This is a genomic window from Corynebacterium sp. p3-SID1056, assembly GCF_025152525.1.
In the GTDB taxonomy this organism is placed as follows: Bacteria; Actinomycetota; Actinomycetes; order Mycobacteriales; family Mycobacteriaceae; genus Corynebacterium.
This window is the reverse complement of record NZ_JALXXL010000001.1, coordinates 216,177-240,895: the sequence shown is the minus strand read 5'-3', so window position 1 is coordinate 240,895 and position 24,719 is coordinate 216,177. Positions and strand designations below refer to the sequence as shown.

The following is a 24,719-nucleotide window of genomic DNA, read 5'->3' as shown; positions in this document are numbered from 1 at the left end:
TCTGGATGGCTAGCGTTGGATGTATGCGAACCCCCACGGATCCAGCACGGTTTCGTCTGCACCAACCTCCGGTTCGGTAAACGAGTAGAGCAGCGTGCCGCCGACGGGCACGCGTACCGGCTCGCCGCTGAAATTCGCGGCGAGGACCACGGCGCTGTCAGCCTCGTCGGCCATGGTCAGCCACTGCTCGCCGTGGTCGACGCGCAGGCGGCGCAGATCCTCGCGGTCGCACCCGTACTCGCTGCGCAGCGCCAGCAGCCGTCGGTAAGCCTCAAGCACCTGCGTCTGCTGCTCGGAAAACTCCCAGTCGAGCTTCGCGCTCTCGTAGGTGTCCGGGCTCGCCGGGTCCGGGACATCTGCCGCGTCCCAACCCTGGCGCGCGAACTCGTCCAGGCGGCCCTGGCGGGTGCCTTCGATGAGACCGGCATCAGTATGCGAGATGAAGAAGGGGAAGGGGGTGCGCGCCCCAAACTCCTCGCCCATGAACAGCATTGGGGTGAATGGGGAGTGGAACACGACCGCAGCCTTGAGCACCTGCTGCGCGGGCGTGAGGTTTTGGCTCGGGCGGTCGCCGGCAGCGCGGTTGCCCGTCTGATCATGCGTGGTGGTGTAGGTGACCAGCTTCCAGGGCGCGACGTGGGCTAAGTCCAGCTCGCGGCCGTGGGTGCGCCCCCGGTAGCGAGAGTAGGAGTTACGGAAGCGGTAGCCGTTTTGCAACGTGTCGGCGAGGATGTCCATCGTGCCGTAATCCACGTAATAGCCCTCGTCCTCGCCGGTGACCAGGGTATGGATGCCGTGGTGGACATCGTCGAGCCACTGACCGGAAAGGCCGTAGCCGCCGCGGGACACATCGCTGATCAGGCGCGGATCGTTCTGATCCGACTCGCCGATCACGGTGCGCGGCACCCCAGTCTCGGCGGCGATCTCCTCCGCGACGCGAGTGATCTCCTCCATGATGGAAAACGCGAGGCGGTCGTCGTAGGTCTGCACCGCGTCCAGGCGCAGCCCGTCGACGTGAAACTCGCCCAACCACTGGCGCACGGCGTCGAGGACGTAGGCGCGGACCTCGTCGGAGTCGGGCCCGGAAAGGTTAATCACCTCGCCCCAGCCCGTGCGCCCACCCGCGAGGTAAGGGCCAAACGCGTTGTTGTAATTGCCTTCCGGCCCGAAGTGGTTGTACACCACGTCCAAAAGGACGGCGATGCCGCGGGAATGCGCGGCGTCGATAAGCGTTTTGAGCCCCTCGCGCCCGCCGTACGTGTCGTGGACGGCGAACCAATCGACACCGTCGTAGCCCCAATTGCGCGTGCCGGGGAAAGGCTGGACGGGCATCAGCTCGATGGCGTTGACGCCCAGCTCAGACAGGTAGTCGAGCTTGTCAGCTACGCCCTCGAACGTGCCGTCCGGGGTGAAGGTGCCTACGTGCAGCTCGTAGATGCGCAGGTCCTTGGTCTCGATGCCGGCCCAGGCGCTATCGGTCCAGTCAAACTCGGTGCCGACCACTTCCGAGGGGCCGTGCACGCCGTCGGGTTGGGCGCGGGTGCGGGGGTCCGGCATGGGCTGGGACCACTGCGCACCGTCGAAAAGCGAGAATGCGTAGCGCGCACCCGGCGTGGGCTCGGCGGTGGCGGGGTCAAGCACCCACCATCCTTCGCGGTCCGTATCGGGCGCGAGCGGAAAATCCCCGCCCTCGATGTGCACACGCGCCTGGTGCGCGCGCGGGGCCCAGACTTCGAAACGGGCGGGAGCAACGGGAATATCAACCATGGATTCCAGCCTAAGGAGGTGGCAAGCGCGCTGCAATGACTCGCTAGACTCGTGGCTTATGCTGACCTCCTACGAGCTGCCCGCCGCCGGCGCACCCACGACAAGCGAGCTTGAAATTAAACGCTCCCGCTTCATCACCTGGGTTGGGCGTGTGGAAACGGAGGAAGACGCGCGCGAGTTCATCAACGCCGCCCGCGGAGCGTACCCGGACGCGCGGCACCACTGCTCCGCATTCATCGTGCACGTCGACGGCGCGCTGCCGATCGAGCGCTCCTCCGACGACGGCGAACCCTCAGGCACGGCCGGCACCCCGATGCTGGAGGTGCTGAAAGGTTCCGGGCTGATGAACGTGTGCGCCGTGGTCATCCGCTACTTCGGTGGAACCAAGTTGGGCACCGGCGGCCTGGTCAGCGCGTACACCAACGCGGTCTCCGGCTGCCTTGAGGCGACGCCGCGCGTGAAGCGGAACCTGCGCGAGCTCGTCACGGTTAACCTCCCGCACGCCGAGGCCGGGAGGATCGAATCGGAGCTGCGCAACGCCGGGATCGAGGTCGTCGACATCAGCTATGGCGCGCAGGCTACGTACACGTTGGCGTTCGCGCCGGGGGAGCGCGAGCGTATCGACGCCCAACTTGCGGCCTCGACCCAGGGCACCGCGGAGACCAAGGACGCGGGCCACCGCTGGGTGGAAACGGCACGCTAGGGCGAGGATACGGGGGATGCGACCTGGTGTTTTCCGGCTGGTGTTTTCCGGCTGGTGCAAATGGAGCTAGCTCCATTTAGGCAATCCGGCAAGTCGCGACCTGGGGTTTTCCGGCCGTGCTGGCCCCAGATGGAGCTAGCTCCATCTGGCACCTCGAGTCGAGCGAGACCCCGGCGTGTGCTCCGGAAGCGTGTACTCCTGAGGAATCCGCGTGCGCCAAGGCGCTAGACTAAACAGCATGACGATGCAGCCACGCCCAAACAATCCGATCGAACGCCGCAAGCAGGCGGTACGCACCTACAGCCGCAACGCTGTGTTGTGGGCCGGCGGTGGTGTCGTCGGCGGCGTCGCGCTCGGACTGATCTTCAGTTCCTGGGCGATCCTTGCCCTCGGCCTCGTCGTGGCCGTGGTTGGCGGTGTGGGTAACTGGATGAAGGTGCAAAAGATCGTCAACCACAAAGACGTGTACTAGATGACCCAACCTGACGGAAAAGCGGTGCGGATCGACGCCTGGCTGTGGGGCGTCCGCATCTTCAAGACCCGCACGTTGGCCGCTGAGGCGGTGCGTGCAGGCCACGTCAAGCTCAACGGTCAGGCGGTCAAGCCAGCAGCCCAGGTGGTGCCGGGCGATAGGGTGCGCGTGTGGAAAGACCACCGCTACCGCGACCTGGAAGTCACCGCTACAGTGCGCAAGCGCGTCGGCGCGCCGGTAGCGAAGCAGTGCTACGTGGACCACTCGCCGCCGCCCCCGCCGATGGACATTTTTGCCAGCATGCCAAAGCGTGACCGCGGTGCGGGCCGGCCGACGAAGAAGGAGCGCCGCGAAACGGACCGGCTGCTCGGCCGGCGGCGCTAAGCAAGCAGGCGGATCAGGCCGCCTAACCCGCCGAGCGTAGCTGCGCGAAACGACGGGTCAGTCGCGCCTTGCGCACCTTCGGTCGGTTGCCGGCGTCCCAGGTGCGCTCGATGTGGTCGGTGCCGTAGCGGTTGAGCAACAGGTCGTCGACAAGCCTGACCTGGCCCGGCACGAAGGTGTAGGCGAGGCTGTTGGACACCGCCTCGAGGTCGGCCGGGTTGATCAGCTCCGCGACCTGCGAGACGCGCTCGAGTCCGTGCGCGCGCAGCAGCTCGTTGAGGAAGCGGTAATCGCCCGCACGAGAGAGCGGGTAGCGCGAACCCAGCAGCATGGTCAAAATGCCCGGCAGCGTCTCCGGGGCGATCTGCGAATCCTCGTCCGTCGTCTCGCCAGGCTGCAGGTCGGTGAGGCTCGCGATCTGGTCGAATTGTTGATCCGCGAGCTCGATCAGCCCGGCAGCCAGGGTGAACGCGCGATCCACTTGGGGGTCGACCTCGCCGTTAGAGCGCTTGTAGCGCACGTCGTGCTCAAATTCCGCCCACGCGTGCTGCAGCACGGTGCGAATCTGCACCTCAAAAGCCATGCCGACGTAATCTTCGAGCCCCTCCGAGCTGTCTTGGACCCGCAGCACCAGGTGGTGCGAGCCGTAGCCGAAGCCGCCGGCCACCCGCGTCTCCTCGGCTTTGTCCACGCTGCGCAGCACCTCGAACTCCTCGGCGAGCAGCCGCTGCACGGCCGGGATTTCGGTGGAGTGCAGCACGGTAATGCGCGTGCCGATGATGTCTTTAATGTCATTCCACGGATCTGGGTACACCGGCTTGCCGTCGCGGACTTTGCGCGCCTTCTCTTTCAACGAAGGCCACGTCTTGACGCGCGCGTCGACGCGATCAAAATTCACCGCAGCGTCGCGCATCAGCTCGTGCAGCGCGTGGCGGAAGGCCGTCGCCGCGTCCTCGTGCGCATTCACCCAGGAGAAGTAGGTGTTGCCCAGGCTCGCGATCGTCGCGTCGGGCACTTTGCTCTTCATGCTTCTCGACGCGGCGCCATCCGCCCCTTGCCGCTTTGTTTGATCCTTAACCATCAGGGGCTACAGCATACTCGCCCTCACACGTGCTCGGCGCGCACCAAGAGCGCAACCGGCAGCGTGGCGAACAGCTGCGTGAGCGCTGCGGTACCCGAAAACGTGGCACCGGTGAGCCGGTCGACCCAGGTACCCTGCGGCAGTGCTACGAACGTTTCGCCCCACCCGCCGGTGCGGGCGAGCTTGAGCGGCTCGCGGGTGGCAAGGCCGATGACTTGCGTGTTTTCTGGAGCCTCGCCGTTCGCGTGCCCGCGTGCCATGCCCACGAGGTGATGCCTTGCCGCACCGCTCGCGTACACGGCGCGGTAAGTACCGGACTGAAACACCTCCGGGAGCGCCTTACGCAGGCGCAGCCCCTCGGCGGTGACGCACTGTTTCACCCAGTCCGCAGCCTCGGCGAGCGCTTCCGCGGAGGGATCCTCCTCGCCGTAAAGGAAGCGCGCGAGCGAGAAGTCTTCCGCGGCGCGCGCCTGGTCGTATTGCTGCAGCGCCTGGGTCCTCGCGGTGTAATCCACGAAAGCGCGGTTGTCCGGGTCCACCAGCGTCAGCTGCACAAACTCCTGGCCTTGGTAGGTATCCGGCACGCCAGGTCCGACCAGCTGCAAAAGTTTTCTGCCCAAGCTCACCTGTACCGCGCCGGGGTGGAGCTGCCCGACAAACTCGGTGATCTTCGCTGCGGCCGGCCCGTAGAGCACGGCGTCGACCCAGTCGATAACGCGGTGCTCGTAGCGTTCGTTCTGATCGAACCAGGTGGTGTGCAGCGCGGCCTCGCGCACCGCCTTCATGGCGTAGGCGTGCAGGCGAGCTTGCAGCGCGTCGGTGATGTCTCCGTTGTGCGGCCAGACACCGAGGATGTTCTGGAGCAGGAAATGGCCAGTGGCGGCGTCCGGCGGCGGGACCATCGCCATGACTTGGCGTACCAATTCGGCAAAGTCGTTGGGCACTTCCGCATACTCGAGTATCCGGGCGCGGGTGTCCTCGCTGCGCTTGGTGTCGTGCGTCGACAGCGCGGTCATCGCCTGCGGCCAGAGGCTGGCGCGCTCGTCTTGTAAGAGGTGGAACTCGGCCGCGCCGACTCCAAAGCGGCCCGGCGCGCCGCCGACTTCCTGCAGCGCCACGAGGCGGCTGGCTCGGTAGAAGAGGGTGTCCTCGACGCCCTTGGCCATCACGGCACCGCAGACCTGGGCGAAGCGGTTCTTTGCTTCCCCGGAGGCCAAGAAGGCCGCGGAGATGAGGTCGAGCGCACCACGGCGGGAGGGGAACCGCTTGGACATTTCGGCAATCACGGTGGAGGTGATCCGCGACAGCGAGCGGTAGTCGGCGCGGTAGACCGGCATGGCGGCGACCAGCTCGATGACGGTCGAGGCGAGTTCCTCGTCGGAGACCTCGTGTCGCCGCTCGTCGGAGTCCGCGGCCGCGGACTCCGCGGTGCGAGTCGCCGCGGCCGCGAAGTTGTCGCGCCGGATCGCCCGCACAAGGCGTCGTACCTCCGCAGCCAGCTCGGAGCTGGCGACGTCGCGCTTGAGCTGCTGCGCGCTTGCGGCGATGGCCTCATCGTCCCAGGTGGAACCCGATTGTTGGAGGGCGAGCATGCTCAAGGTGTCCTCTGCAGACCGGTTGAGGAAGATGCCGTCGAGCTCACGCATCGCGTCGTATCCGGTGGTGCCGTCCACCCGCAGGCGCGGGTCTAAAGGCTCGTCGACTTCCAGGATCTTTTCTACAACCAGCCAGCGGTCCGGGCCGATCAGCTCACGTAGCCGCGACAGGTAGCCGAAGGGATCGGTCAGCCCGTCCGGGTGGTCGACGCGCACGCCATCGAGGAGGTCTTCGGCGATAAGTTGGCGCAGCAGGCGGTGGGTGTGCTCGAAAACCAGCGGGTCTTCCTGGCGTACCCCGGCGAGCCCGTTGACCGAGAAGAACCTGCGATAAGAGATGACCCCGTCGCGCCAGAACATCAGGCGGTAGGCCTGGCGGGCGTAGACCTCCTGCGGGTCGTCGTCGGTACTGTCGTAGGATCCAGGGCGCAGCGGGAAATACTTGTCAAAGTAGGCGAGCACATCCTCGCCTTCGGGGGCCATGCCCGCCGGAAACTCTTCCGCCGGGAGGTGGACGAGGCGCAACTCGGTTTCGTCGCCCTCTTTGCCCAGCACGGGCATGCCCAATTTGCCACCGGCGCCGTTGTCCTCGTGCCAGTCGATGTCAAAGAAGGAGGCGTACTCGGATTCCTGGCCGTGCTTGAGGACATCCCACCACCAGCGGTTGTAGCGTGGCACTTCCACGCCGACGTGGTTGGGCACGATATCGGCGATCAGCCCGAGGCCGGCCTCCTTCGCCTCGGCTGCGAGCGTGCGCAGCCCGTCGATGCCGCCGAGCTGCGGGTTGATTTCGGTGGGATCCAACACGTCGTAGCCGTGGTTGGAATCCGGCATGGCCGTGAAGATGGGGGAGAGGTAGAGGTGGGACACCCCCAGCGAGCGAAGGTAGGGGATGAGCTGCACGGCCTCGGCGAAGCCGAAGGCGCGCCCGGAGGGGTCTGCCCCGGGACCGCGCAACTGCAAGCGGTAGGTAGAAGTGATCGGTTGACGCACGACGTCACGCTCCTTGTGCGGGCTTGCTTGACTCACGGCAACGCTTCGCTGCCAGTTCACCCCACATACTGTAGTGAAAAGCCTGCTGGGAAACCGGGATTAGCTGAAGCGCAGCGGTGCGCGGGGCGGGACGGCCAACAGCGGAAAGCCAAGCGAGTAGCGCATGAGACGCTCCCAGCCCAGTGTTTGCGCAACCTCCCGCGCGGTGGCGTCGAACGCAAACAGGGTGTCGTTGTCACCGACGTAGTACGTCAGCTCGTGGCGTGGGCGAAGCGTGGCAACGAGATGGTGGTGGAGGCGCTGGAAGGATTGCGGGTGGGCGAGCCAGCCCGCAGCGGTGCGTCCGCGCGCTTGGACCTCGACCCCGGGCGGGAGCTGGCCCGGCGCACGTCCGAGTGAAGGGTGCGGGGCGCGGACCCAAAACGCGTCGCTTGCCGCATCCGCGAGGCCAGCAAGGTGGGAGCCGATCGCGTTCCAGAGCTGGTGCTCGGCAAAACCTAGGTGGCCAACTTGCTGGTGAGACAACGGGCCGTGGGAGGCTGTGAGAAAAACGCAGGCGAGTCCGCGTGACAGTCGTACGTACGCGGTCGAAGAATTGAGCCCGGGGCTTAGCCACGCATAAGGGCCCACACCGTAGCGCTCGTCGCGCCACGCAAGCTGCGGTATGACAGCCGGGGTTTTTCGGGTCGGTCGTTGGGCAGGGGACAGGACAGTGGAATGCGTCATACATACTTAGACGCAGCCGAGCGTGCCGCGGTTCCCTCCGCGGGCAAGAAATTTTCTCGCCCCGGTTGGGCCGACCTTAAAACGGTGGGGTTTCGTCCAGACCCAGTACGTGTAAAAGCTTGTCTGCCTGCCAGATCTGGATGCCCTGGCCCTTCTCGTTGAGCTCGTTGGCGCGCTTTTCCTTCGAGGTCACCGAGTTCCACGCACCGACGACCAGGATGGTGGTCTTCTTGGTCACGTTTTTGCCCACCTGGCCGCCGAGCTCCGCAATGCCCTTCCACAGCGTTCCCTTGTCAAAGGGCTCAAACTCGCCGGTGAGCGTGACGTGCTCGCCGAACAGGGCGGAATCCGGGCTCGCGTCCGGGTTCGGCTCCGGCACGGTATCCGGCGTGGCTACCGACTGCCAGGGAGCTGGCCCGCGTTGTGTACCACCGGCACCACCAGCACCGCGGTTGCGCTTTGGCCCCGCCTGGTTGCTGCCCCGTGGTGCCGCAGCCGCCTCCACGACGGCACGCGCCCCGCCGTGCGCAAATCGCTCGGCCTGCGCGGCGCGCTTGTCGCCGGAGCGGTCACGCACCACCGGTGAGACCTTCGCCTCCTCGATCGTGCCGAGCGCGAACCCGGAGTCGTGGACAAAGCCCATCAAGGACCCGGTGTAGCCGGCCTCGCGGGCCAAACCCAACATGATCCCGGCGCACGCAGCGGCGTCGGCGCAGGCGTCGTGGTGATTATCCAGCGGGGTGCCAAAGTGCTCCGCCAACGTGGGCAGGCGGTGATTGCGCACGCCCAACTTCTTCGCGCGTGCTTGCGCGAGCGTGCATGCGAAGATCAGCGGGGGTACGTCGCGGCCGGTAGCGACGCACGCCGAGTGCAGCGCGGAGGCGTCGAACTGGGCGTTGTGCGCCACCAGCGGCAACTCGCCGACAAACTCGACGAGCTGGTCAATGCGCTCGCGCACACCAGGTGCGTCGGCGACATCCTCGGGACGAATGCCGTGGATAGCCACATTGCCCGGTTCAAAAGCGCTGTATTGCTCTGGTGGCTGGCACAGCCAGGAGACGCGCTCGGTTTCTTCGCCGTCGATGATTTTCACCAGCCCGATCTGGCAGATCGAGCCCCAGTTTGGGTTCGCCGTTTCAACGTCAAAACCGATGAAACTCAGGCCCGGTACCCCGGCCGCACTGCCGCCGGCGGCGAGCGTGTCCACCTCGGGGGCTTTGCCCTGGCGCGCAAGCTCGAGCAGGTTGACTAACTCGTCGACCGCTTCTGCCGCGCCGGGTGCGAAGCGCAGCGTAAGCGGTTCGCCGGCCTCGCTGCGCAGTGCGCACTCGACGCGGTACTCGCTGACACCATCACCGGCTGCCACACGTACGTCGGCGATATCGTCGATCGCCACACTGCGCTCGGCGCTGTTCCCGGAAAGGGCAGCACGCAGCGGGGAGGGGCGGACCACCACCTCGGTGTTCGTCACCGTAATCAGGGCACCGTGGGCGGCAATCACGTTAAAAACTCTCCAATCGCAGGGGCAACCAAAAAGGGGCGGTGGGTTCGCTTCAGTCTAACGGGGCCACGCGCCGTCGAGAAGCGGCAGCTTTAAGGCTTGACCGGAGGCTCGATCTGCTTGAGCACAATCGTCGAGCGAGCGGGCACGGTCAAGCTGCCTTCGGCTTCTGCCGGGGCAAAGCCCACCGGGTAACCCAGCGGCTCCGTGGTGTCGATGAGCACCTCCCACTTCGCGCCGAACTTCTGCGGCGGGATGCGGAACTCGATGTCCTCGTAGTGGGCGTTGAACATCAGCACGAAGGAATCGTCTGTGACCTGGCGACCGCGGGAATCCGGCTCGGAAATCGCGTCGCCGTTGAGGTAGACCATCAGCGCTTTGCCGAAGGCGAAATCCCAGTCCTTCTGCTCCATGAGCTGGCCATCCGGCACCAGCCACGCGATCTCGCGGTCCAACACATCTTCGCCGAGCGCACCACCCGAGAGGAAGCGACGGCGGCGGAAGACAGGGTGGGCCTGGCGGATCGCGATGAGGCGTTTGGTGAAGTCGTGGAGCTCATCGGCCTCCTGCAGGCGATCCCAGTTCATCCAGGCGATCTCATTGTCCTGGCAGTAGACGTTGTTGTTACCGCCCTGGGTGCGGGCGAACTCGTCGCCGTGCGAGATCATCGGGGTGCCCTGCGACAGCAAGAGGGTGGTGAGGAAGTTGCGGCGCTGCTGCGCGCGCAGCTGGCGGACCTCGGGATCATCCGTGGGCCCTTCCACTCCACAGTTCCAGGAACGGTTGTGGCTCTCGCCGTCCCGGTTGTCCTCGCCGTTGGCCTCGTTGTGTTTCTCGTTGTAGCTGACCAGGTCGTTGAGCGTGAAACCGTCGTGGGCGGTGATGAAGTTGATCGAAGCGGTCGGGCGCCGGTCGTTGTGCTGGTACAGGTCCGAAGAGCCGGTGAGGCGGGAGGCGAACTCGCCAAGGGTCGCGGGCTCGCCGCGCCAGAAGTCGCGCATGGTGTCGCGGTACTTGCCGTTCCACTCGCTCCACAGTGCGGGGAAGTTGCCCACCTGGTAGCCGCCCTCGCCCACATCCCAGGGCTCGGCGATGAGCTTGACCTGGCTGACTACCGGGTCCTGCTGCACCAGGTCGAAGAAGGTGGCAAGGCGGTCCACGTCCGAGAACTCGCGCGCCAGGGTCGAGGCCAGGTCGAAGCGGAAACCGTCGACGTGCATCTCGGTGACCCAGTAGCGCAGGCTGTCCATGATCAGCTGCAAGGAGTGCGGGTCGCGCACGTTGAAGGAGTTACCGGTGCCGGTGTAGTCCATGTAGTGGTACTTGTCCTCGTCGACCAGGCGGTAGTAGGCCTCGTTGTCGATGCCGCGGAAGGCGATCGTGGGGCCTAAGTGGTTGCCCTCAGCGGTGTGGTTGTACACCACGTCCAGGATGACCTCCATGCCCGCGTCGTGGTAGGCGCGCACCATGTGCTTGAACTCGGCGACCGCATCGCCCGGGTTGGAACTCGAGGCGTAGTGGTGCTCAGGGGCGAAGAAGCCGAAGGTGTTGTAGCCCCAGTAGTTGCGCAGCCCCAGCTCCTTGAGCCGGTCGTCCTGGAAGAACTGGTGCACCGGCAGCAGCTCCACCGAGGTGACACCCAGGTCTTTCAGGTAATCCACCACCGCCGGGTGCGCCATGCCCGCGTAGGTGCCGCGCAGGTTCTCCGGTACCTCCGGGTGAGTCTGCGTCATGCCCTTGACGTGGCACTCGTAGATCACCGTCTCTTCGTCGGGGATGCGCGGGCTGCGGTCATCGCCCCAGTCGAAGAAGGGGTTGATGACCACCGAGAGCATCGTGTGGCCGAGTGAGTCTTCCTCGTTGCGGCCGGTGCCCGGCTCATCGGCTCCCGGGTCGTAGGAGAACAACGCGCTGTGCGTGTCAAAGGTGCCGTCGAAGGCGCGCGCGTAGGGGTCGATGAGCAGCTTGTTCGGGTCGCATCGCTTGCCGTTTGCCGGGTCCCACGGACCGTGCACGCGGTAGCCGTAGCGCTGCCCAGGGGAGACCGTAGGCAGGTAGCCGTGCCACACGTGGTTGTCCATCTCTTCCAGCTCCACGCGAGTCTCCGCACCGTCGTCGTCGATCAGGCACAGCTCGACGCGGTCGGCTACGCCGGAGAACAGGGCAAAGTTGGTGCCAGCACCGTCGTAGGTCGAGCCCAGAGGGTAAGCGGACCCCGGCCACACGATGGGGGACTCGGGGGATTGCGGTGTCGCTGCAGATTCAGTCATGGGAGATGATTCTAGTCCAATTCGGTCGGGCCGCTCGGCGTGCGTAGGCCTGCCAGCAGCAGCGCCACCCCTTCGGCGTGCTCGCGGGCGGCATCCGCCGCGCTCACCGCCGGTGGCTCGCCGGTGAGCGCGGCCAGCTGTGCGCCTGCCTGATAGACCATTGCGGCCCCCAGCGTCATGTACACCAGGTTTGCAGCCGCTGCGCGCGCCACGCTTGCCGACGCCGCGTCGCCCCACTCCGCACGCACCTGCGCCACAAACACCGCAATCAGCTCCTCGCGTACAGGTGCGTCCGGCTGGCTCAGCGCGGCGAGTACCACCTCGGCCCCGTCGCGCACGCTCAGTACCTGCGTGCGCAGCGCGGCAGCAAGCGTGGCCACGTTGGCAGTGCCGGTAGCGTCGGTAGCGTCGGTACCGGTGGACAGCGGGCGCACAATCTCGGCCGCGAGGCTGGCGATGAGGTCCTGCTTGTTTTCGATGTGCCAGTACAGCGCGCCGGGCGCGACACCGAGGGCGGTGGCGACGCGGCGCATGGAGACGTCGCCGAGCCCGTACTCGCCCAAAATGTTGAAGGCGGCGGCGGTGATCGTTTCTCGGGACAGCTGCATGGCATCTCATCGTAGTAGTGGTCGGCGTGAGGTATCAGTGGGTTTGCCGGGGATCGGGTCGGGATCGGGCACTGCGCAACCTCACAGAGACCGCCCAGTGAGTTAGCACCTGCGCTGAAACCGGGCCTCAGTTGCACGTTGTTAAGATATCTGGGACAACACAATGTAATTGACACTCGCGCGAGCCCGCACCGGCCTACCCATGGTCCTGGGGCGCTGAGTGCGAGACCGGCTTTGATGTGTGGGCCGGAAAACGAAGAGAGGTTAGTACGTGAGGTTTTCTACCAAGACATCGAAGGCTGCAGCAGCTGGCATGACCGCGTTGGCACTAACGCTTCCGCTTGCCGCATGTGGCTCCGACGAGGAAACCACGAGCTCCGGCCTCTCTACCGCCGCTGAAGCACCGGCCGAGACCGAGTCCGTCGACGGGGCGGCAAAGGAGTCCGCGGAGAAGTCGGACGATGAAAAGAAGGCCGACGAGGGCGAAGGCGGCAGCGACGCCAAGGATGCCAAGGACGGGAAGAGCTCGGACAAGAAGGACGGCGAGGGCGACGCTTCCGGTGACGCCGGCGAGATGCCAACCATTGCTAACCCCTTCGCGGACGGCGAATACGAGCAGGTCACGCACGAGCCGATCGCGGGCGGCCAGGAGGCTTCCCAGGCGGATATTGATGAGATGACCGAGGTTGTCCGAGCTGTCTCCAACCCGGAGTCGCTTGCAACGTGGACCCGCGTCATCTTGGACAACTCCTGCAAGGCCGTCACCGATCCGGCAATGGAGGAACTCGAGCGCCAGGGCATGACGCTCGAGTCCGTTGAAGAAGCGGCGCGGATGCAGGAAGAGGCCGGCATGGGTATCGACCTGCCGCGCTCGGAGATCTCGCTTGCCGACGTACGCGTGGACGGGGATCGCGCCTCGGCCTCGGTGACCGCGCGCAACGATTCCGGCGAGGATACGCAGACGCAGCTGTTCCAGCGCGAAGACGGCCGCTGGAAGCTCTGTAACTAAACGCTTGACGTTGAGTACTGCCGTAGAAGATTCCGCCGCGGCGTTGCACGCTGTGGCGCAGCCCGCCCGACGCCACCGAAGCCGCGCGTTGACTGCGCGTCTCGGGGCGGGGGCGGGCCTTGTTGCGTGCGCGCTCGGTCTCGGCATCATCGGCGGGCTCGGCTGGGGGTGGCTGCGACCGGCCTATGTCGGCACCGTCGCCCACGGCGGCGTGGCAGTTGACCAGGTCTCAAGCCCCGTAAACGTGGAGTTCGCCGCGCTGGGGTGGTTCAGTCTGCTCACCGCCGTCATCGGTACCGTGCTCGCCGCGATCGCAGTGTGGCAGGCTGCCCGCGGGCGCGCCCGGGGAGGCGTCGGCGCGATTCTTTGGCTTATGCTCTGTGGGCTCGCCGCAGCCTTCGCCGTGTACACCACGGGCACCCTGCTGGTCAGCGTTGGGCAGCAGGGGCTCACAGAGTTGCCGGATGGGGAGCCACTGCACGTGGTGCCACCGGTCGCGCCGGCCGGGCTCGGCGTCGCGTGGTGTGTGGGCCCGTTTACCGCGGCCCTGTCCTACTGGCTGGCCAACTTGTCCGCGTTCTGGGCGGAGGAAGACACCGAATAAGGCCTAGCGCGGCGGGTCGTCGGGGTATTGCTGCGGCCAATCGATGCAGCACACGCCGGTGGCCTGGGTTGAGATGTAGTCCAGCATGTCCATGTGGTAGCGGATCGCGTGCTGGATGAAGGTGAAAAGCTGGGCGGGGGAGACGCCGACGTCGATAAGCAAATGCGAGCTGACCAGCACAATGGCGTGCTCCGCATCGGAAAACACGCTGCAGCCTTCGACCAGGGTGCGGTCGTTGGCCTCGTTGCACAACAGGGCGAGGTTGGTCGCGTGCTCCTTCGAATCAAGGTCGGTGTACCAGATCCCGTAGACGCGGATCCACTCGCCGATGAGCGACTCGACGGAGATCGACATGCCGTTGATCTGGGTGAGCAACACGTTGTCCTCGCGGATGCCGTAGGTAAAGCCTAGGCCGCCGACCGCATCGCGCAGCATCTGCTCAGTCAACCACTGTGGGCGCAGCCGCGCGTTGTTTTCCAGCGCCGTGTCGGTATAGGGGAAGGCGTCCATCTCCGCGCGCGAGGGACCACGCGGTGCCTCGGCGCGGTGGCGCCACTGCGGATGCTTGCCGGTCAGCGCAGCGTAGTCCTGCTCGGTGCGCAACGGGTCGGGAAGCGGGGCGAACAGGTCCGCATCGGGGAAGAGCCGGTCCAACTCGTGCACGAGGTGCGCGCTTGCCTCGAGCAGCACGCGCAGCCAACTGTGCAGCTGGTCCTCAGTCATGCCGTCCGAGACGAACACGCCCGCACGCATCCGCACGCTCAGCGTGCCCGCGTCGGTCACCCGATAGCTGGCGACCGGTCCGGGGGACTGGCCGTTGTACGCATTGAGGATGCGAGTCAGCTCGCTCGACGCCGCAAGCGGCAGCGGGACGCGCAACTGGCCATCTAGGTGGAGTGAGGAGGGCAGGTGCGGTTCCATCCAGCAGGTCAGGATGTAGCCGGGCAGGCCCACGACCAGCCGATCTTCCCGTTCGAGCGGGTCGTAGCCGAGCTCGGCGAGCGCGAGGCTGACCCGCGCGAGGCTGACCTTGGTTGTCGTGCCCTGCGGCTGGCTGTCATCGCGGTGGGCATCGTGGTGCGGCGCGGACATGGGTGCCTCCTCGTTTTCCTGTTGCCGGGGCAGGCACAGCGGTGCTGCGATGTTGGGCCACCCACACCCCGCGCGTGGTCAGCCCGCCCCCTAGACTGGTTGTTGTCTTAGGACGCAGTGTACCGACACATGTGGCCGGCCGCACCCGCCCGAAGCACGCAATTTGAGCATCGTTGAGAGCAAACTCCTGGAGAATTCATGCTGCACGTCACAGACCTACGGGGCCGCACCCCGTCCACGTCCGAGCTGCGCCGCGTGTTGCCGCGCGGCGGCACCGACGTCAACGCGGTCCTGCCCACCGTCACGCCGATTGTGGAAGCGGTGCGCGAAGGCGGTGCCGCCACCGCGCTGGACTACGGCGAGCAGTTTGACCACGTGCGCCCCACGGCGGTGCGGGTGCCCGCGGAGGTGATCCAGCAGGCAGTCGACACGCTCGATGACGCCGTGCGACAGGCCCTTCAGCTGGCAATTTCGCGCATCCGTAAGGTGCACGAGGAGCAAAAGCCCCAAAGCCACACCACGAGCTTGGCCGAGAACGCGCGGGTGACTGAGAAGTTCATCCCAGTCCACCGCGTTGGCCTCTACGTGCCCGGCGGCAAGGCCGTCTACCCCTCGAGCGTGCTGATGAACGTCATCCCGGCACAGGCCGCAGGCGTCAATTCGCTGGTGGTGTGCACCCCGCCGCAGGAGGAGTTCGGCGGCTGGCCGCACCCGACCACGCTGGCGGCGTGCGCGTTGCTGGGCATCGACGAGGTGTGGGCCGTCGGCGGCGCGCAGGCAGTAGCGCTGATGGCGTATGGCGACGACGCGCACGAGCTGGAACCGGTTGACCTGATCACCGGCCCGGGCAACATCTTCGTCACCGCCGCCAAGCGCGTGGTCAACGGCGTTGTGGGCATTGACGCCGAGGCAGGCCCCAGCGAGATCGCGATTATCGCCGACAAGGACGCGAACGCCGAGTACGTCGCACTCGATCTCATCTCGCAGGCGGAGCACGACGAGCAGGCGGCCAGCGTGCTCATCACGGACTCGCCAGACTTCGCCGAGCGCGTCGACGCCCTGGTGGAAAAGCACTCCCAGGCCACGCTCAACGCGGAGCGCGCCCGCAGCGCTCTCGGCGGTAAGCAGTCCGGCATCGTGCTCGTCAGCGACTTGGACGCGGCAATCGACGTGGCCAACGCGTATGCTGCCGAGCACCTGGAGATCCACACGCACAAAGCCCGCGAGGTCGCCGAGCGCATCATTAACGCCGGCGCGATCTTCGTCGGCCCCTACTCCCCGGTCCCGCTGGGCGACTACGCCGCTGGGTCGAACCACGTGCTGCCGACCTCCGGCACGGCGCGGTTTTCGGCGGGCCTGTCCACGCACACCTTCCTCAAGCCGGTCAACCTCATCGAGTACGACCAGCAGGCCTTACAGGACATCGGCGCGGACATCATCGCGCTGGCCACCGACGAGCAGCTGCCCGCACACGGCGAATCCATCCGTGCACGCATGGAGGAGGACGACTAATGCAGTTCCAGGACACAACACTCGCCGCCGACACCGCGCTTGCCAACCTGCCGCTGCGCGAGGAACTGCGCGGCAAGTCCGCCTACGGTGCCCCGCAGCTCGAGGTGCCGGTGGCGCTGAACACGAACGAGAACCCGTACGCACCTTCGCAGCAGCTTATCGACGCCCTCGTGGAGGAAGTCGCCCGCGTCTCCAAGGGGCTCAACCGCTACCCGGAGCGCGACGCACTCGCGCTGCGCGAGGACCTCGCCGCCTACGTCTCCCGCCAAACCGGGGTGCGCGTGACCCGCGATAATATCTGGGCGGCCAACGGCTCGAACGAGGTGCTGCAGCAACTCTTGCAGGCCTTTGGCGGGCCGGGACGTAGCGCGATGGGGTTCGTCCCCAGCTACTCCATGCACCCAATCTTGTCGGCGGGTACGCAGACGGAGTTCATCCCGATCCCGCGCGGGGAAGATTTCCGGATTGATATGGGGGCGGCGCTGGCTGCCGTCGAAAAGCATGCGCCGGACGTTATCTTCATCACCACCCCGAACAACCCGACTGGCGATGTGACCAGCCTGGACGACATCGAGCGGTTGCTCAAGGCCGCGCCCGGCATCGTGATCGTGGACGAGGCCTACGCCGAGTTTTCGCCGAGTGCTTCTGCGACCACCCTGCTTGAGGCGTACCCGGAAAAGCTGGTGGTCTCGCGCACGATGTCCAAGGCCTTCGACTTCGCAGGCGGGCGCCTGGGCTATTTTGTGGCCGCCCCCGCGTTCATCGAGGCCGTGATGCTCGTGCGCCTGCCGTACCACCTCTCGGTGTTGGCGCAGGCTTCGGCGCGGGTGGCGCTGCGCTTTGCCGACGAAACGCTGGCCAGCGTGGACAAACTCGCCGAGGAGCGCAAGCGCGTCCAAGCGGAACTCGAGGCGATGGGCTACGATGTCGTGCCGAGCGAGTCGAACTTCGTGTTCTTCGGGCCATTCGGCTCGAGTACTGCGGAAACGCACGCCGCATGGCAGGCATTTTTGGATCGGGGAGTGCTCATCCGCGACGTCGGGGTGGCAGGCCACCTGCGCACCACGATCGGCCTGCCGCACGAAAACGACGCATTCCTGCAAGCAGCGAAGGAGGTACGCAATGCTGAAGAACTCGCGTAAGTCAGCACCGCGCATCGGCACGGCGACTCGCACCACCAGCGAGTCCGACATCACGGTCGAGATCAACCTCGACGGCACGGGCGCAGTCGAGGTGGATACGGGCCTGCCCTTTTTCGACCACATGCTCACCGCCTTCGGTACCCACGGCGCGTTCGACCTGAAGGTCCAGGCGACAGGCGACACCCACATCGACGCCCACCACACGGTAGAAGACACCGCGATCACCCTGGGCTGGGCGCTTATCGACGCCGTGGGAGACAAGCGCGGCATCCGCCGTTTCGGCTCCATGCTGCTGCCCATGGACGAAACCCTGGTCGAGGGCGTGGTGGATCTGTCGGGGCGGCCCTACTTTGTCATGCACGGCGAGCCCGAGCACATGGACTGGCAGGTCATCGGCGGACACTACGCCACCGTGATCAATCGTCATTTCTTCGAAACGCTCGCGTACAACGCGCGGATGACCTTGCACGTCAACGTGCGCTACGGGCGCGACCCGCACCACATCACCGAGGCGGAGTACAAAGCCGTCGCGCGCAGCCTCCGCCAGGCTGTGGAGCAGGACCCGAGGATCACGGGGGTGCCGTCCACGAAGGGGGCGCTGTAAATGTTTAACGTCGCCGCCGGTATGTGGGTGGTCATCCTTTTCCTGCTTGCCGGCATGCTCGTCGGCGGGGTCTGGTCGGCCTACCAGAAAGGCTCGAAAGCCGTCACCGTGATCCTGGCGCTCTTCGCCGTCGTCGCGTTCGCATTCGCCCTCTTCAACATGGCAAAGGTGGTGTAAGGTGTCACTATTTTCCCGTCGTCCTGTGACTACGGAAGAAGTCAATGCCCTAGACAGCGTGTGGCGGGCACGCGGACTCAAGCCCGTCTTTTTGGCAATGATCTGCGCCTTCGGTGCCTGGGCGCTGCTTTTGCCAGTGGTGCCGACTGCGGTGCTCGACGCCGGCGGGTCCGAAACCCTGGCGGGGCTGACCACCGGTGTGTTCATGCTCTTTACCGTGGTCACCCAGGTCTTCACGCCCATGCTCTTGCGCAAGGTGGGCTATACCGCGGTCCTGTCGGTCTCTGCCTTCCTCCTGGGTTTTCCCGCAGTGGGCTACCTGCTTGGCATGAGCGCGCCGGCGGTGCTGACCGTGTCCGCGATCCGTGGCGTCGGCTTCGGCGCGCTCACGGTCGCGGAGGCGGCGATCGTCGCCGAACTCGTGCCGATTCGGCTGCTTGGCCGAGCCACCGGGCTGGTGGGCATCATGATCGGTCTGGCACAGATGGTTGCGCTGCCAGCCGGCATGTGGCTGGTGCAGCGAATCGGCTACGACGCCGTCTACCTCATCGCGGGCGGTATTGGTCTGCTCGCGCTTGTGGCCTGCCAGGGCATCCCGCCGATCCCGCCGCCGACGGAAAAAACCTCCGAGACCGACCACATCTACGTCCCCATCTGGCGCCTCGTCCTTGTGCCCGCCCTGGCCCTGATGTTTGTCACTACCGCCTACGGTGCGATCACGAACTTCCTGCCGGCGTCGATGCGCGAGCTCGACGCGGCCACCGGTGCGGCGCTCGGCGGGTTGATGCTCGGAGTGATGAATTTCGCCTCCATGCTCTCGCGCTACTACGCGGGGCGTGTGATGGACAAGGTGGGCCAGCCGGGCACGGTGATGATCCGTTTCCAGATCATCGCCGCGCTCGGCGTGTTCGTCATGGCGGTCATCCTGTTTTTGGATCTGCCGGTGTGGTGGATGGCGCTCGCCGCGCTGCTCTACGGCGCGGGCTTCGGCGCGGTGCAAAACGAGGCGCTGACCATGATGTTCTACCGACTGCCGCGCACGAAGACTTCGGAGGCGGCCGCAATTTGGAACATCGCCTACGACGGCGGCACGGGCATAGGCTCAACCTTCTACGGCATGCTCTTGACCACGATGGCGTTTGCGCCAATGTTCGGCATCGCCGCGGGCGTGATCATGCTGGGGCTGGTGGTCACGTTGCTCGACCGCCAGCTGGGCCGCCACCGCGTCGTAGAGGTAAACAACCTGGCTGCACGCCTGCAGTCCGTCCAGGCGCCGCGGCGATATAACCGCGGGGCGAAAAAGCGTTGATCGGGGCAGTAGGATAAGCCACCATGAACGTCGCTCGACCAAAACTGCAGGTTGCTCTCTTAGACTACGGTGCCGGAAATATCCGTTCGGCCCAGCGCGCGCTGGAACACGTCGGCGCCGAAGTCACGGTCACCACCGACCCTTACGTGGCCACCGAGGCCGCGGGCCTGGTGGTCCCCGGCGTCGGTGCCTTTGATGCTTGCATGCGCGGGCTCAACCGTGTCGATGGCGGCCGCGTCATCGGCCAGCGCCTCGCCGGCTCCCGGCCCGTGCTGGGTATTTGCGTGGGCCTGCAAGTGATGTTTGAGCGCGGTGTGGAGCACGGGGTCGACACCAAGGGGTTTGGCGAGTGGCCGGGCGTGGTGGAAAAGCTGGACGCCCCGGTGCTGCCGCACATGGGGTGGAACACCGTCGAGATGGCAGAAGACAGCGCATTGTTCGCCGGCCTCGACGCGGACACGCGCTTCTACTTCGTCCACTCCTACGGGGTGCGTGACTTCCCGCTCGCCGCCGACGAATTTATCGCCTACCCCAAGCTGAGCTGGGCGACCCACGGCGCGAGCAGGTTTCTCGCCGCTGTAGAAAACGGTCCGCTGTGTGCGACCCAGTTCCACCCGGAGAAGTCCGGGGAAGCCGGCCTACACCTGCTGGAAAACTGGGTGGGTACGCTGCGCTGAGACCGGCCAATGCTGCACGAGGCGCGCGAGCACGCTGCTACCATGTGCTTCATGGATTTCACACTGTTGCCCGCCGTGGATGTAGTCAATGGCCAGGCCGTTCGCCTCGATCAGGGCGAGGCCGGCACCGAAAAAACCTATGGTGACCCGCTCGAGGCCGCGCTGCGCTGGCAGGAGCAGGGGGCGAGCTGGCTGCACTTTGTGGACTTGGATGCGGCATTCGGTCGCGGGTCCAACCACGAGCTGATGGCCGACGTGGTCAAAAAGCTCGACATCAATGTAGAGCTCACGGGCGGCATTCGCGACGATGCTTCGCTTGAGCGCGCGCTTGCCACCGGCGCGCAGCGCGTCAACATCGGGACCGCGGCGCTGAAGAACCCGGAGTGGATGGTGGATGTGATCTCCCGCTACGGCGACAAGGTGGCCATTGACCTCGCCGTGCGCGAGGAGGACGGCGAGTGGCGCGCGAAGGGCAACGGCTGGACGTCGGACGGTGGGGACCTGTGGGAGGTTCTGGAACTCTTCGATTCGGCTGGGTGTGCGCGCTTTGTGGTCACAGATGTGAGCAAGGACGGCATGCTCAGCGGCCCGAATGTGGATTTGCTGCGCGAGGTTTCCGCCGCCTGTGATGCGCGCGTGACTGCTTCCGGCGGGATCGCCACCGTGGACAACGTGGCCGAGCTTGCGTCCTACGCGCACGAGGGGATCGACTCGGCGATTATCGGCAAGGCACTCTACGAGCACAAGTTCACGCTCGCCGAAGCCCTCGACGCAGTCGCCCACGCCACCCCGGCGGGCGAAGAGTAGGCGTCACACACGTGCCTGCACACGCGAACTCGCCGCACCAGCTCGAGCACTACCTGGGTGTCGCTCACGAGGTCGTCGCCGAGGCGCGGGAGCTCTTTCTCGCGCACCTGGGCGCCGCCCCCGCCCTGTACAAAGGCAAAGGCGATTTTGCCACCGAGGCCGACCTTGCCATCGAGGAGCTGCTGCGCCGTCGGTTAGAGGCCGCCACCGGCATTCCGGTTTTTGGCGAAGAGCAAGGCGGCAAGCTCAATAATGAGGCGTGCTGGGTGGTCGATCCAATCGACGGGACCTCAAACTACTCCTCGGGCAACCCCAACTGCGCGATCCTCGTGTCCCTGCTGTTGGCAGGTGAGCCCGTCGTCGCCGTGACGGATATCCCGCTGTTGCACACGCAGTTGTCCTGTCGCGCGGGCGGGCCGGTGCTGCTCAACCACGACCCGCTGCCTCAGGTGGATCACACCACGGCGGTTGCCTGGCAGGTCGGCGTGGGCTCCGTCGGCTCCGACGATCGGCAGGCGTTTCCCGCGCACGTGCGCCTGCAGCTTGTCGGTGCGCTTGCCGACGCGGAGTTGCGCCCCCGCATCTCCGGGTCGGTTGGCGTGGACCTGGCTTTCGTGGCACAGGGGGTCTACCAGGCCGCCGTGAGCTTTTCGCCCTATATCTGGGATAACGCGGCAGGGGTGTGCCTGGCGCGCAGCGCGGGCGCGAGCGTGAGCGCACCGGACGGAAGCTCGTGGACGACAGACTCGGTCGGCGTAGTGATAGGGACCCCATCGGCGCACGAAATGATGCTGAGTAGCATGAAGGCAGTGCGTGCAACGCCCACCCCAGACCCCAATACCCCGTAGAAGGAGTGCTTTGTAAATGGCTGTTGCCATCCGTGTGATTCCGTGCTTGGACGTGGACAATGGTCGTGTGGTCAAGGGGGTGAAGTTCGCAGATCTCAAAGACGCGGGCGACCCGGTTGAGTTGGCCAAGCGCTACGGCGCCGAGGGTGCCGACGAGCTGACGTTTTTGGATGTGTCCGCCTCCAAGGAGGGCCGCGGCACCATGGTCGAGGTCGTGCGCCGCACCGCAGATCAGGTGTTTATCCCGCTGACGGTGGGCGGCGGCGTGCGCTCGGCCGCAGACGTCCGCGAGCTGCTGCGCGCCGGCGCCGACAAGGTCAGCGTGAACACCGCAGCCATCGCCAATCCGAACTTGCTGCGCGAGCTGAGCGAGGAGTTCGGTGCGCAGTGCATCGTGCTCTCGGTCGATGCGCGTCGTGTGCCCGAAGGCGGGGTGCCGCAGCCCTCCGGGTTCGAGGTGACCACGCACGGGGGCACGAAATCCGCGGGTATCGACGCCGTGGAGTGGGCGCGTACCGGCCAGGACTTGGGCGTTGGCGAGATCCTGCTGAACTCCATGGACGGCGACGGCACGAAGGCGGGCTTCGACCTGGAGCTGTTGCGCCTGGTCCGCGAGGCGGTATCCATCCCAGTGATCGCCTCTGGTGGTGCGGGCAAGGCCGAACACTTCCCGCCCGCGGTCGAGGCCGGTGCCAACGCGGTGTTGGCCGCGTCCATCTTCCACTTCGGCGAGGTGTCGATCGCCGAGGTGAAACAGGCGCTCGCCGCGGCAGGGCAGGAGGTTCGCTAGTGTCGGTTGCCTCGGAGAACCCAGCGTCCTACGAGCTTGCCCCTGAGATTGCGGCGAAGCTGAAGCGCAACAGCGCCGGGCTTGTCCCCGCCGTGGTCCAGGCGGCGGGCAGCGGCGAAGTGCTCATGCTCGCCTGGATGGACGATCACGCCCTGGCCTACACGCTGGCCACCCAGCGGGGTACCTACTATTCGCGCTCGCGGCAAGAGTACTGGATTAAGGGGTTGACCAGCGGGCACACCCAGCACGTGCGCGAGGTGCGCCTGGATTGCGACGGCGACACGATCCTGCTCGTCGTCGACCAGGAAGGCGGTGCCTGCCACACCGGGGATCGCACGTGCTTTGATGCGGAAAGGTTGCTGTAGATGGGACAGAAGGATACCGACACGGCTGTGCACCAGAGCGTAAACCGGGGCTGGTCAAAGCCGGGCGCAGTGGCGATGGGCGTCGGTGGCGCCGCGCTGTGGGCGTTTGCCCGGATGCCGTGGATCGAGGCGGCCTACGAGGACAACTTCGCAGGCAACGGCACGGCAGAGGTCCTTGGCTCGGACTGGTCGACGGAGACCACTGCGCTTGCGCTGCTGCTCGTCGTGGGCATGATCGCCGGGTTGGCGCTGCGGCGCACTGGCCGACGCCTCGTCGGCGTCGTTGGCGCACTGGCAGGGATCGGAGCCGCTGTCGCCCCGATCGCAGTGCTGGCGGGCCCGATTGATCACGAGCGCGTCCATTCCCTTCTCACCGCAGGGTCCGACACCGCGCAGGCAGCGGAGACCGGCGTGATCGCAGACTGGGCGGAGATCACCGCGACCACGGTGGCGGCAGTCGGTCCGGTCGGTGCGCTCGTCGGCTGCGTGTGCGCCATCGTCGGGGGCGTCGCGCTCGCGCTGCGGCCCGGGCAGGATTCGGCCAAGTTGAACAAATACGAGCAGGAGACGGTACGCCGCGAAAAGATCCGCGACGATCTGGAGTCACAGCCGGACTCGGGCCGCGTGATGTGGGACGCACTCGACGCGGACATCGATCCGACTGAAGACCCGACTGAAGACCCTACCCAGGCCCCCACAGGGCAGCCGAGGCCCGGGGACAAATAAGCGGAGGCGGGGGAGAATTTCGCGCCCTCTAGGGCGTTGTCTATTCTGTTGACAAGAGTAAAACCCCCTGGAGGTAGTCATGGTGGTACCGGACACTGCCGACACCGCAGGCAACGCGGAGATCGCCGAAGCGATCGTCGAGAGCGTGCTGCGCGACGTAGCGCGCCGCGAAGCCGAGGTGCCCTTCCAGGACGTCAAGGCGCGCTCGCGCGACATGGCACCGACCAGGGACGCACGCGCCGCCCTGCTGCGACCGGGCTGTAGCGTGGTCGCCGAAATCAAGCGCAACTCGCCCGTCTACGGGCCCACCGCGGCCAAATACCGCTCGATAGAAGAAGTCGCGCACGCCATTGAAGCTGGCGGTGCGCACCTGATCGCGTGCCAGACGGAGCGCCTGCGTTTCGACGGCTCCCTGGCAGATATGGCCGCCGCCCGCGCCGCCGTCTCACTGCCGATGGTGTGCCGCGATGTGATCGTCGACCCCTACCAGATCCACGAGGCCCGCTGTTTCGGCGCGGACGTGCTGCCGCTGCAGGTGGGAATCTTGGAACAGGCCCGCTTAGCCTCGCTGATTGACCGGGCGGAGTCGCTGGGGATGGTGGTCATGGCCGAGGTGCGCACGCCAAAGGACGCGGACCGTGCGCTTGCGGCGGGCGCGAGCGTCATCGCGGTGAACTCGTGGACGTTCGACACAAATTCCCGCAACCCGCAGGCCTTCGCCGAGATCGCGCCGGGCCTGCCCAGCGAGGTCATTAAGATCAGCCTGGGCGGGGTGACCACCGCGCGTGACCTGATCAACGCCGCGGCCTGCGGGGCGGATGCGGTGCTGGCCGCCGAGGCGATCATGAGCGGCGGCGATATTTGCCAGGCCACCCGCGCGTTGTCGGCGGCGGGGCAGCACCCGGCGTGCCCGTCGCGTCGTTAGCGGGGCGCTGTTCGAATTTCGGGGCAGGCTCA

At 66.1% G+C, this 24,719-nt stretch carries 25 protein-coding genes; 17 read left to right on the top strand and 8 right to left on the bottom strand.

The features are described from left to right. Positions 1-9: 9 nt before the first annotated feature. Positions 10-1,767 (bottom strand): malto-oligosyltrehalose trehalohydrolase, encoded by a 1,758-nt coding sequence (treZ, locus tag M3G14_RS01105; RefSeq protein WP_259924067.1) that lies wholly within the window; start codon positions 1,765-1,767, stop codon positions 10-12. 58 nt (positions 1,768-1,825) lie between these two features. Here treZ and M3G14_RS01100 point away from each other — a divergent pair, with 58 nt between their 5' ends. From M3G14_RS01100 to M3G14_RS01090, 3 genes are all read left to right on the top strand, one after another. Continuing rightward, on the top strand, positions 1,826-2,470 hold the full coding sequence (locus M3G14_RS01100; RefSeq protein WP_259924065.1) for a YigZ family protein: 645 nt from the start codon (positions 1,826-1,828) through the stop codon (positions 2,468-2,470). A 238-nt stretch (positions 2,471-2,708) separates the two neighbouring features. Next, positions 2,709-2,942, top strand: a complete 234-nt coding sequence (locus tag M3G14_RS01095) for a hypothetical protein (protein ID WP_259924063.1) — start codon at positions 2,709-2,711, stop codon at positions 2,940-2,942. Beyond that, complete coding sequence (locus M3G14_RS01090) at positions 2,943-3,326, top strand: RNA-binding S4 domain-containing protein (RefSeq protein ID WP_259924062.1); 384 nt, start codon at positions 2,943-2,945, stop codon at positions 3,324-3,326. Positions 3,327-3,348: 22 nt separating this feature from the next. On the opposite strand, the gene M3G14_RS01085 is transcribed toward M3G14_RS01090, so the two are convergent. From M3G14_RS01085 to M3G14_RS01060, 6 genes are all read right to left on the bottom strand, one after another. Continuing rightward, on the bottom strand, positions 3,349-4,353 hold the full coding sequence (locus tag M3G14_RS01085) for a GTP pyrophosphokinase family protein (protein ID WP_259924061.1): 1,005 nt from the start codon (positions 4,351-4,353) through the stop codon (positions 3,349-3,351). A 77-nt stretch (positions 4,354-4,430) separates the two neighbouring features. Then, a complete protein-coding gene (gene treY / locus M3G14_RS01080; protein WP_259924060.1) occupies positions 4,431-6,995 on the bottom strand; it encodes a malto-oligosyltrehalose synthase in 2,565 nt (854 codons plus the stop codon). A gap of 99 nt (positions 6,996-7,094) precedes the next feature. Beyond that, on the bottom strand, positions 7,095-7,721 hold the full coding sequence (locus M3G14_RS01075; protein ID WP_259924057.1) for a hypothetical protein: 627 nt from the start codon (positions 7,719-7,721) through the stop codon (positions 7,095-7,097). A 76-nt stretch (positions 7,722-7,797) separates the two neighbouring features. Further along, on the bottom strand, positions 7,798-9,222 hold the full coding sequence (locus tag M3G14_RS01070; RefSeq protein WP_259924055.1) for an exonuclease domain-containing protein: 1,425 nt from the start codon (positions 9,220-9,222) through the stop codon (positions 7,798-7,800). Between the two features lie 92 nt (positions 9,223-9,314). Beyond that, positions 9,315-11,492, bottom strand: coding sequence for a glycogen debranching protein GlgX (gene glgX, locus M3G14_RS01065; RefSeq protein ID WP_259924053.1), 2,178 nt, complete (start codon positions 11,490-11,492; stop codon positions 9,315-9,317). An 11-nt stretch (positions 11,493-11,503) separates the two neighbouring features. Further along, positions 11,504-12,100: a TetR/AcrR family transcriptional regulator gene (locus M3G14_RS01060; RefSeq protein WP_259924052.1), complete on the bottom strand. Its 597-nt coding sequence runs from the start codon at positions 12,098-12,100 to the stop codon at positions 11,504-11,506. Positions 12,101-12,371: 271 nt separating this feature from the next. Between M3G14_RS01060 and M3G14_RS01055 the strand changes: the two genes are divergently transcribed. Further along, positions 12,372-13,109 carry a hypothetical protein gene (locus M3G14_RS01055; protein WP_259924050.1) on the top strand — a complete coding sequence of 246 codons (738 nt, stop codon included), beginning with the start codon at positions 12,372-12,374 and terminating at the stop codon, positions 13,107-13,109. Positions 13,110-13,119: 10 nt separating this feature from the next. Further along, positions 13,120-13,713, top strand: a complete 594-nt coding sequence (locus tag M3G14_RS01050) for a hypothetical protein (RefSeq protein ID WP_259924048.1) — start codon at positions 13,120-13,122, stop codon at positions 13,711-13,713. Positions 13,714-13,716: 3 nt separating this feature from the next. On the opposite strand, the gene M3G14_RS01045 is transcribed toward M3G14_RS01050, so the two are convergent. Beyond that, entirely contained in the window at positions 13,717-14,805 is a 1,089-nt protein-coding gene (locus M3G14_RS01045) for a YbjN domain-containing protein (RefSeq protein ID WP_259924046.1), read from the bottom strand. Between the two features lie 198 nt (positions 14,806-15,003). Here M3G14_RS01045 and hisD point away from each other — a divergent pair, with 198 nt between their 5' ends. The 12 genes from hisD to M3G14_RS00985 all read left to right on the top strand — a co-directional run bounded on the left by hisD (position 15,004) and on the right by M3G14_RS00985 (position 24,687). Next, a complete protein-coding gene (hisD, locus tag M3G14_RS01040) occupies positions 15,004-16,317 on the top strand; it encodes a histidinol dehydrogenase (RefSeq protein WP_259924044.1) in 1,314 nt (437 codons plus the stop codon). After that, positions 16,317-17,459, top strand: a complete 1,143-nt coding sequence (locus tag M3G14_RS01035; RefSeq protein ID WP_259924043.1) for a histidinol-phosphate transaminase — start codon at positions 16,317-16,319, stop codon at positions 17,457-17,459. The genes hisD and M3G14_RS01035 overlap by 1 nt, the downstream gene beginning before the upstream one ends. Next, entirely contained in the window at positions 17,440-18,063 is a 624-nt protein-coding gene (hisB, locus tag M3G14_RS01030) for an imidazoleglycerol-phosphate dehydratase HisB (protein ID WP_259924041.1), read from the top strand. The genes M3G14_RS01035 and hisB overlap by 20 nt, the downstream gene beginning before the upstream one ends. Further along, on the top strand, positions 18,064-18,240 hold the full coding sequence (locus M3G14_RS01025; protein WP_259924039.1) for a hypothetical protein: 177 nt from the start codon (positions 18,064-18,066) through the stop codon (positions 18,238-18,240). Between the two features lie 25 nt (positions 18,241-18,265). Continuing rightward, positions 18,266-19,549 (top strand): MFS transporter, encoded by a 1,284-nt coding sequence (locus M3G14_RS01020; RefSeq protein WP_259924038.1) that lies wholly within the window; start codon positions 18,266-18,268, stop codon positions 19,547-19,549. A gap of 23 nt (positions 19,550-19,572) precedes the next feature. Further along, complete coding sequence (hisH, locus tag M3G14_RS01015) at positions 19,573-20,226, top strand: imidazole glycerol phosphate synthase subunit HisH (protein ID WP_259924036.1); 654 nt, start codon at positions 19,573-19,575, stop codon at positions 20,224-20,226. Positions 20,227-20,277: 51 nt separating this feature from the next. After that, positions 20,278-21,033: a bifunctional 1-(5-phosphoribosyl)-5-((5-phosphoribosylamino)methylideneamino)imidazole-4-carboxamide isomerase/phosphoribosylanthranilate isomerase PriA gene (gene priA / locus M3G14_RS01010; RefSeq protein ID WP_259924034.1), complete on the top strand. Its 756-nt coding sequence runs from the start codon at positions 20,278-20,280 to the stop codon at positions 21,031-21,033. 11 nt (positions 21,034-21,044) lie between these two features. Then, positions 21,045-21,881: an inositol monophosphatase family protein gene (locus M3G14_RS01005; protein WP_259924032.1), complete on the top strand. Its 837-nt coding sequence runs from the start codon at positions 21,045-21,047 to the stop codon at positions 21,879-21,881. A gap of 16 nt (positions 21,882-21,897) precedes the next feature. After that, positions 21,898-22,671, top strand: coding sequence for an imidazole glycerol phosphate synthase subunit HisF (gene hisF / locus M3G14_RS01000; protein WP_259924030.1), 774 nt, complete (start codon positions 21,898-21,900; stop codon positions 22,669-22,671). Then, positions 22,671-23,036, top strand: a complete 366-nt coding sequence (gene hisI, locus M3G14_RS00995) for a phosphoribosyl-AMP cyclohydrolase (RefSeq protein ID WP_259924028.1) — start codon at positions 22,671-22,673, stop codon at positions 23,034-23,036. The genes hisF and hisI overlap by 1 nt, the downstream gene beginning before the upstream one ends. After that, positions 23,037-23,762, top strand: coding sequence for a TIGR02234 family membrane protein (locus tag M3G14_RS00990; RefSeq protein WP_259924027.1), 726 nt, complete (start codon positions 23,037-23,039; stop codon positions 23,760-23,762). A 79-nt stretch (positions 23,763-23,841) separates the two neighbouring features. Next, the gene (locus tag M3G14_RS00985; RefSeq protein WP_259924024.1) at positions 23,842-24,687 is read left to right on the top strand and encodes an indole-3-glycerol-phosphate synthase; all 846 of its coding nucleotides are present in this window, start codon (positions 23,842-23,844) and stop codon (positions 24,685-24,687) included. Positions 24,688-24,719 lie beyond the last annotated feature (32 nt).

Coding starts and splice junctions, on each gene's coding strand:
- treZ (WP_259924067.1), bottom strand. CDS start 1,767: ATGGTTGATATTCCCGTTGCTCCCGCCCGTTTCGAAGTCTGGGCCCCG.
- M3G14_RS01100 (WP_259924065.1), top strand. CDS start 1,826: ATGCTGACCTCCTACGAGCTGCCCGCCGCCGGCGCACCCACGACAAGC.
- M3G14_RS01095 (WP_259924063.1), top strand. CDS start 2,709: ATGACGATGCAGCCACGCCCAAACAATCCGATCGAACGCCGCAAGCAG.
- M3G14_RS01090 (WP_259924062.1), top strand. CDS start 2,943: ATGACCCAACCTGACGGAAAAGCGGTGCGGATCGACGCCTGGCTGTGG.
- M3G14_RS01085 (WP_259924061.1), bottom strand. CDS start 4,353: ATGAAGAGCAAAGTGCCCGACGCGACGATCGCGAGCCTGGGCAACACC.
- M3G14_RS01075 (WP_259924057.1), bottom strand. CDS start 7,721: ATGACGCATTCCACTGTCCTGTCCCCTGCCCAACGACCGACCCGAAAA.
- glgX (WP_259924053.1), bottom strand. CDS start 11,492: ATGACTGAATCTGCAGCGACACCGCAATCCCCCGAGTCCCCCATCGTG.
- M3G14_RS01060 (WP_259924052.1), bottom strand. CDS start 12,100: ATGCAGCTGTCCCGAGAAACGATCACCGCCGCCGCCTTCAACATTTTG.
- M3G14_RS01045 (WP_259924046.1), bottom strand. CDS start 14,805: ATGTCCGCGCCGCACCACGATGCCCACCGCGATGACAGCCAGCCGCAG.
- hisD (WP_259924044.1), top strand. CDS start 15,004: ATGCTGCACGTCACAGACCTACGGGGCCGCACCCCGTCCACGTCCGAG.
- M3G14_RS01035 (WP_259924043.1), top strand. CDS start 16,317: ATGCAGTTCCAGGACACAACACTCGCCGCCGACACCGCGCTTGCCAAC.
- hisB (WP_259924041.1), top strand. CDS start 17,440: ATGCTGAAGAACTCGCGTAAGTCAGCACCGCGCATCGGCACGGCGACT.
- M3G14_RS01025 (WP_259924039.1), top strand. CDS start 18,064: ATGTTTAACGTCGCCGCCGGTATGTGGGTGGTCATCCTTTTCCTGCTT.
- hisH (WP_259924036.1), top strand. CDS start 19,573: ATGAACGTCGCTCGACCAAAACTGCAGGTTGCTCTCTTAGACTACGGT.
- priA (WP_259924034.1), top strand. CDS start 20,278: ATGGATTTCACACTGTTGCCCGCCGTGGATGTAGTCAATGGCCAGGCC.
- hisF (WP_259924030.1), top strand. CDS start 21,898: ATGGCTGTTGCCATCCGTGTGATTCCGTGCTTGGACGTGGACAATGGT.
- M3G14_RS00990 (WP_259924027.1), top strand. CDS start 23,037: ATGGGACAGAAGGATACCGACACGGCTGTGCACCAGAGCGTAAACCGG.
- M3G14_RS00985 (WP_259924024.1), top strand. CDS start 23,842: ATGGTGGTACCGGACACTGCCGACACCGCAGGCAACGCGGAGATCGCC.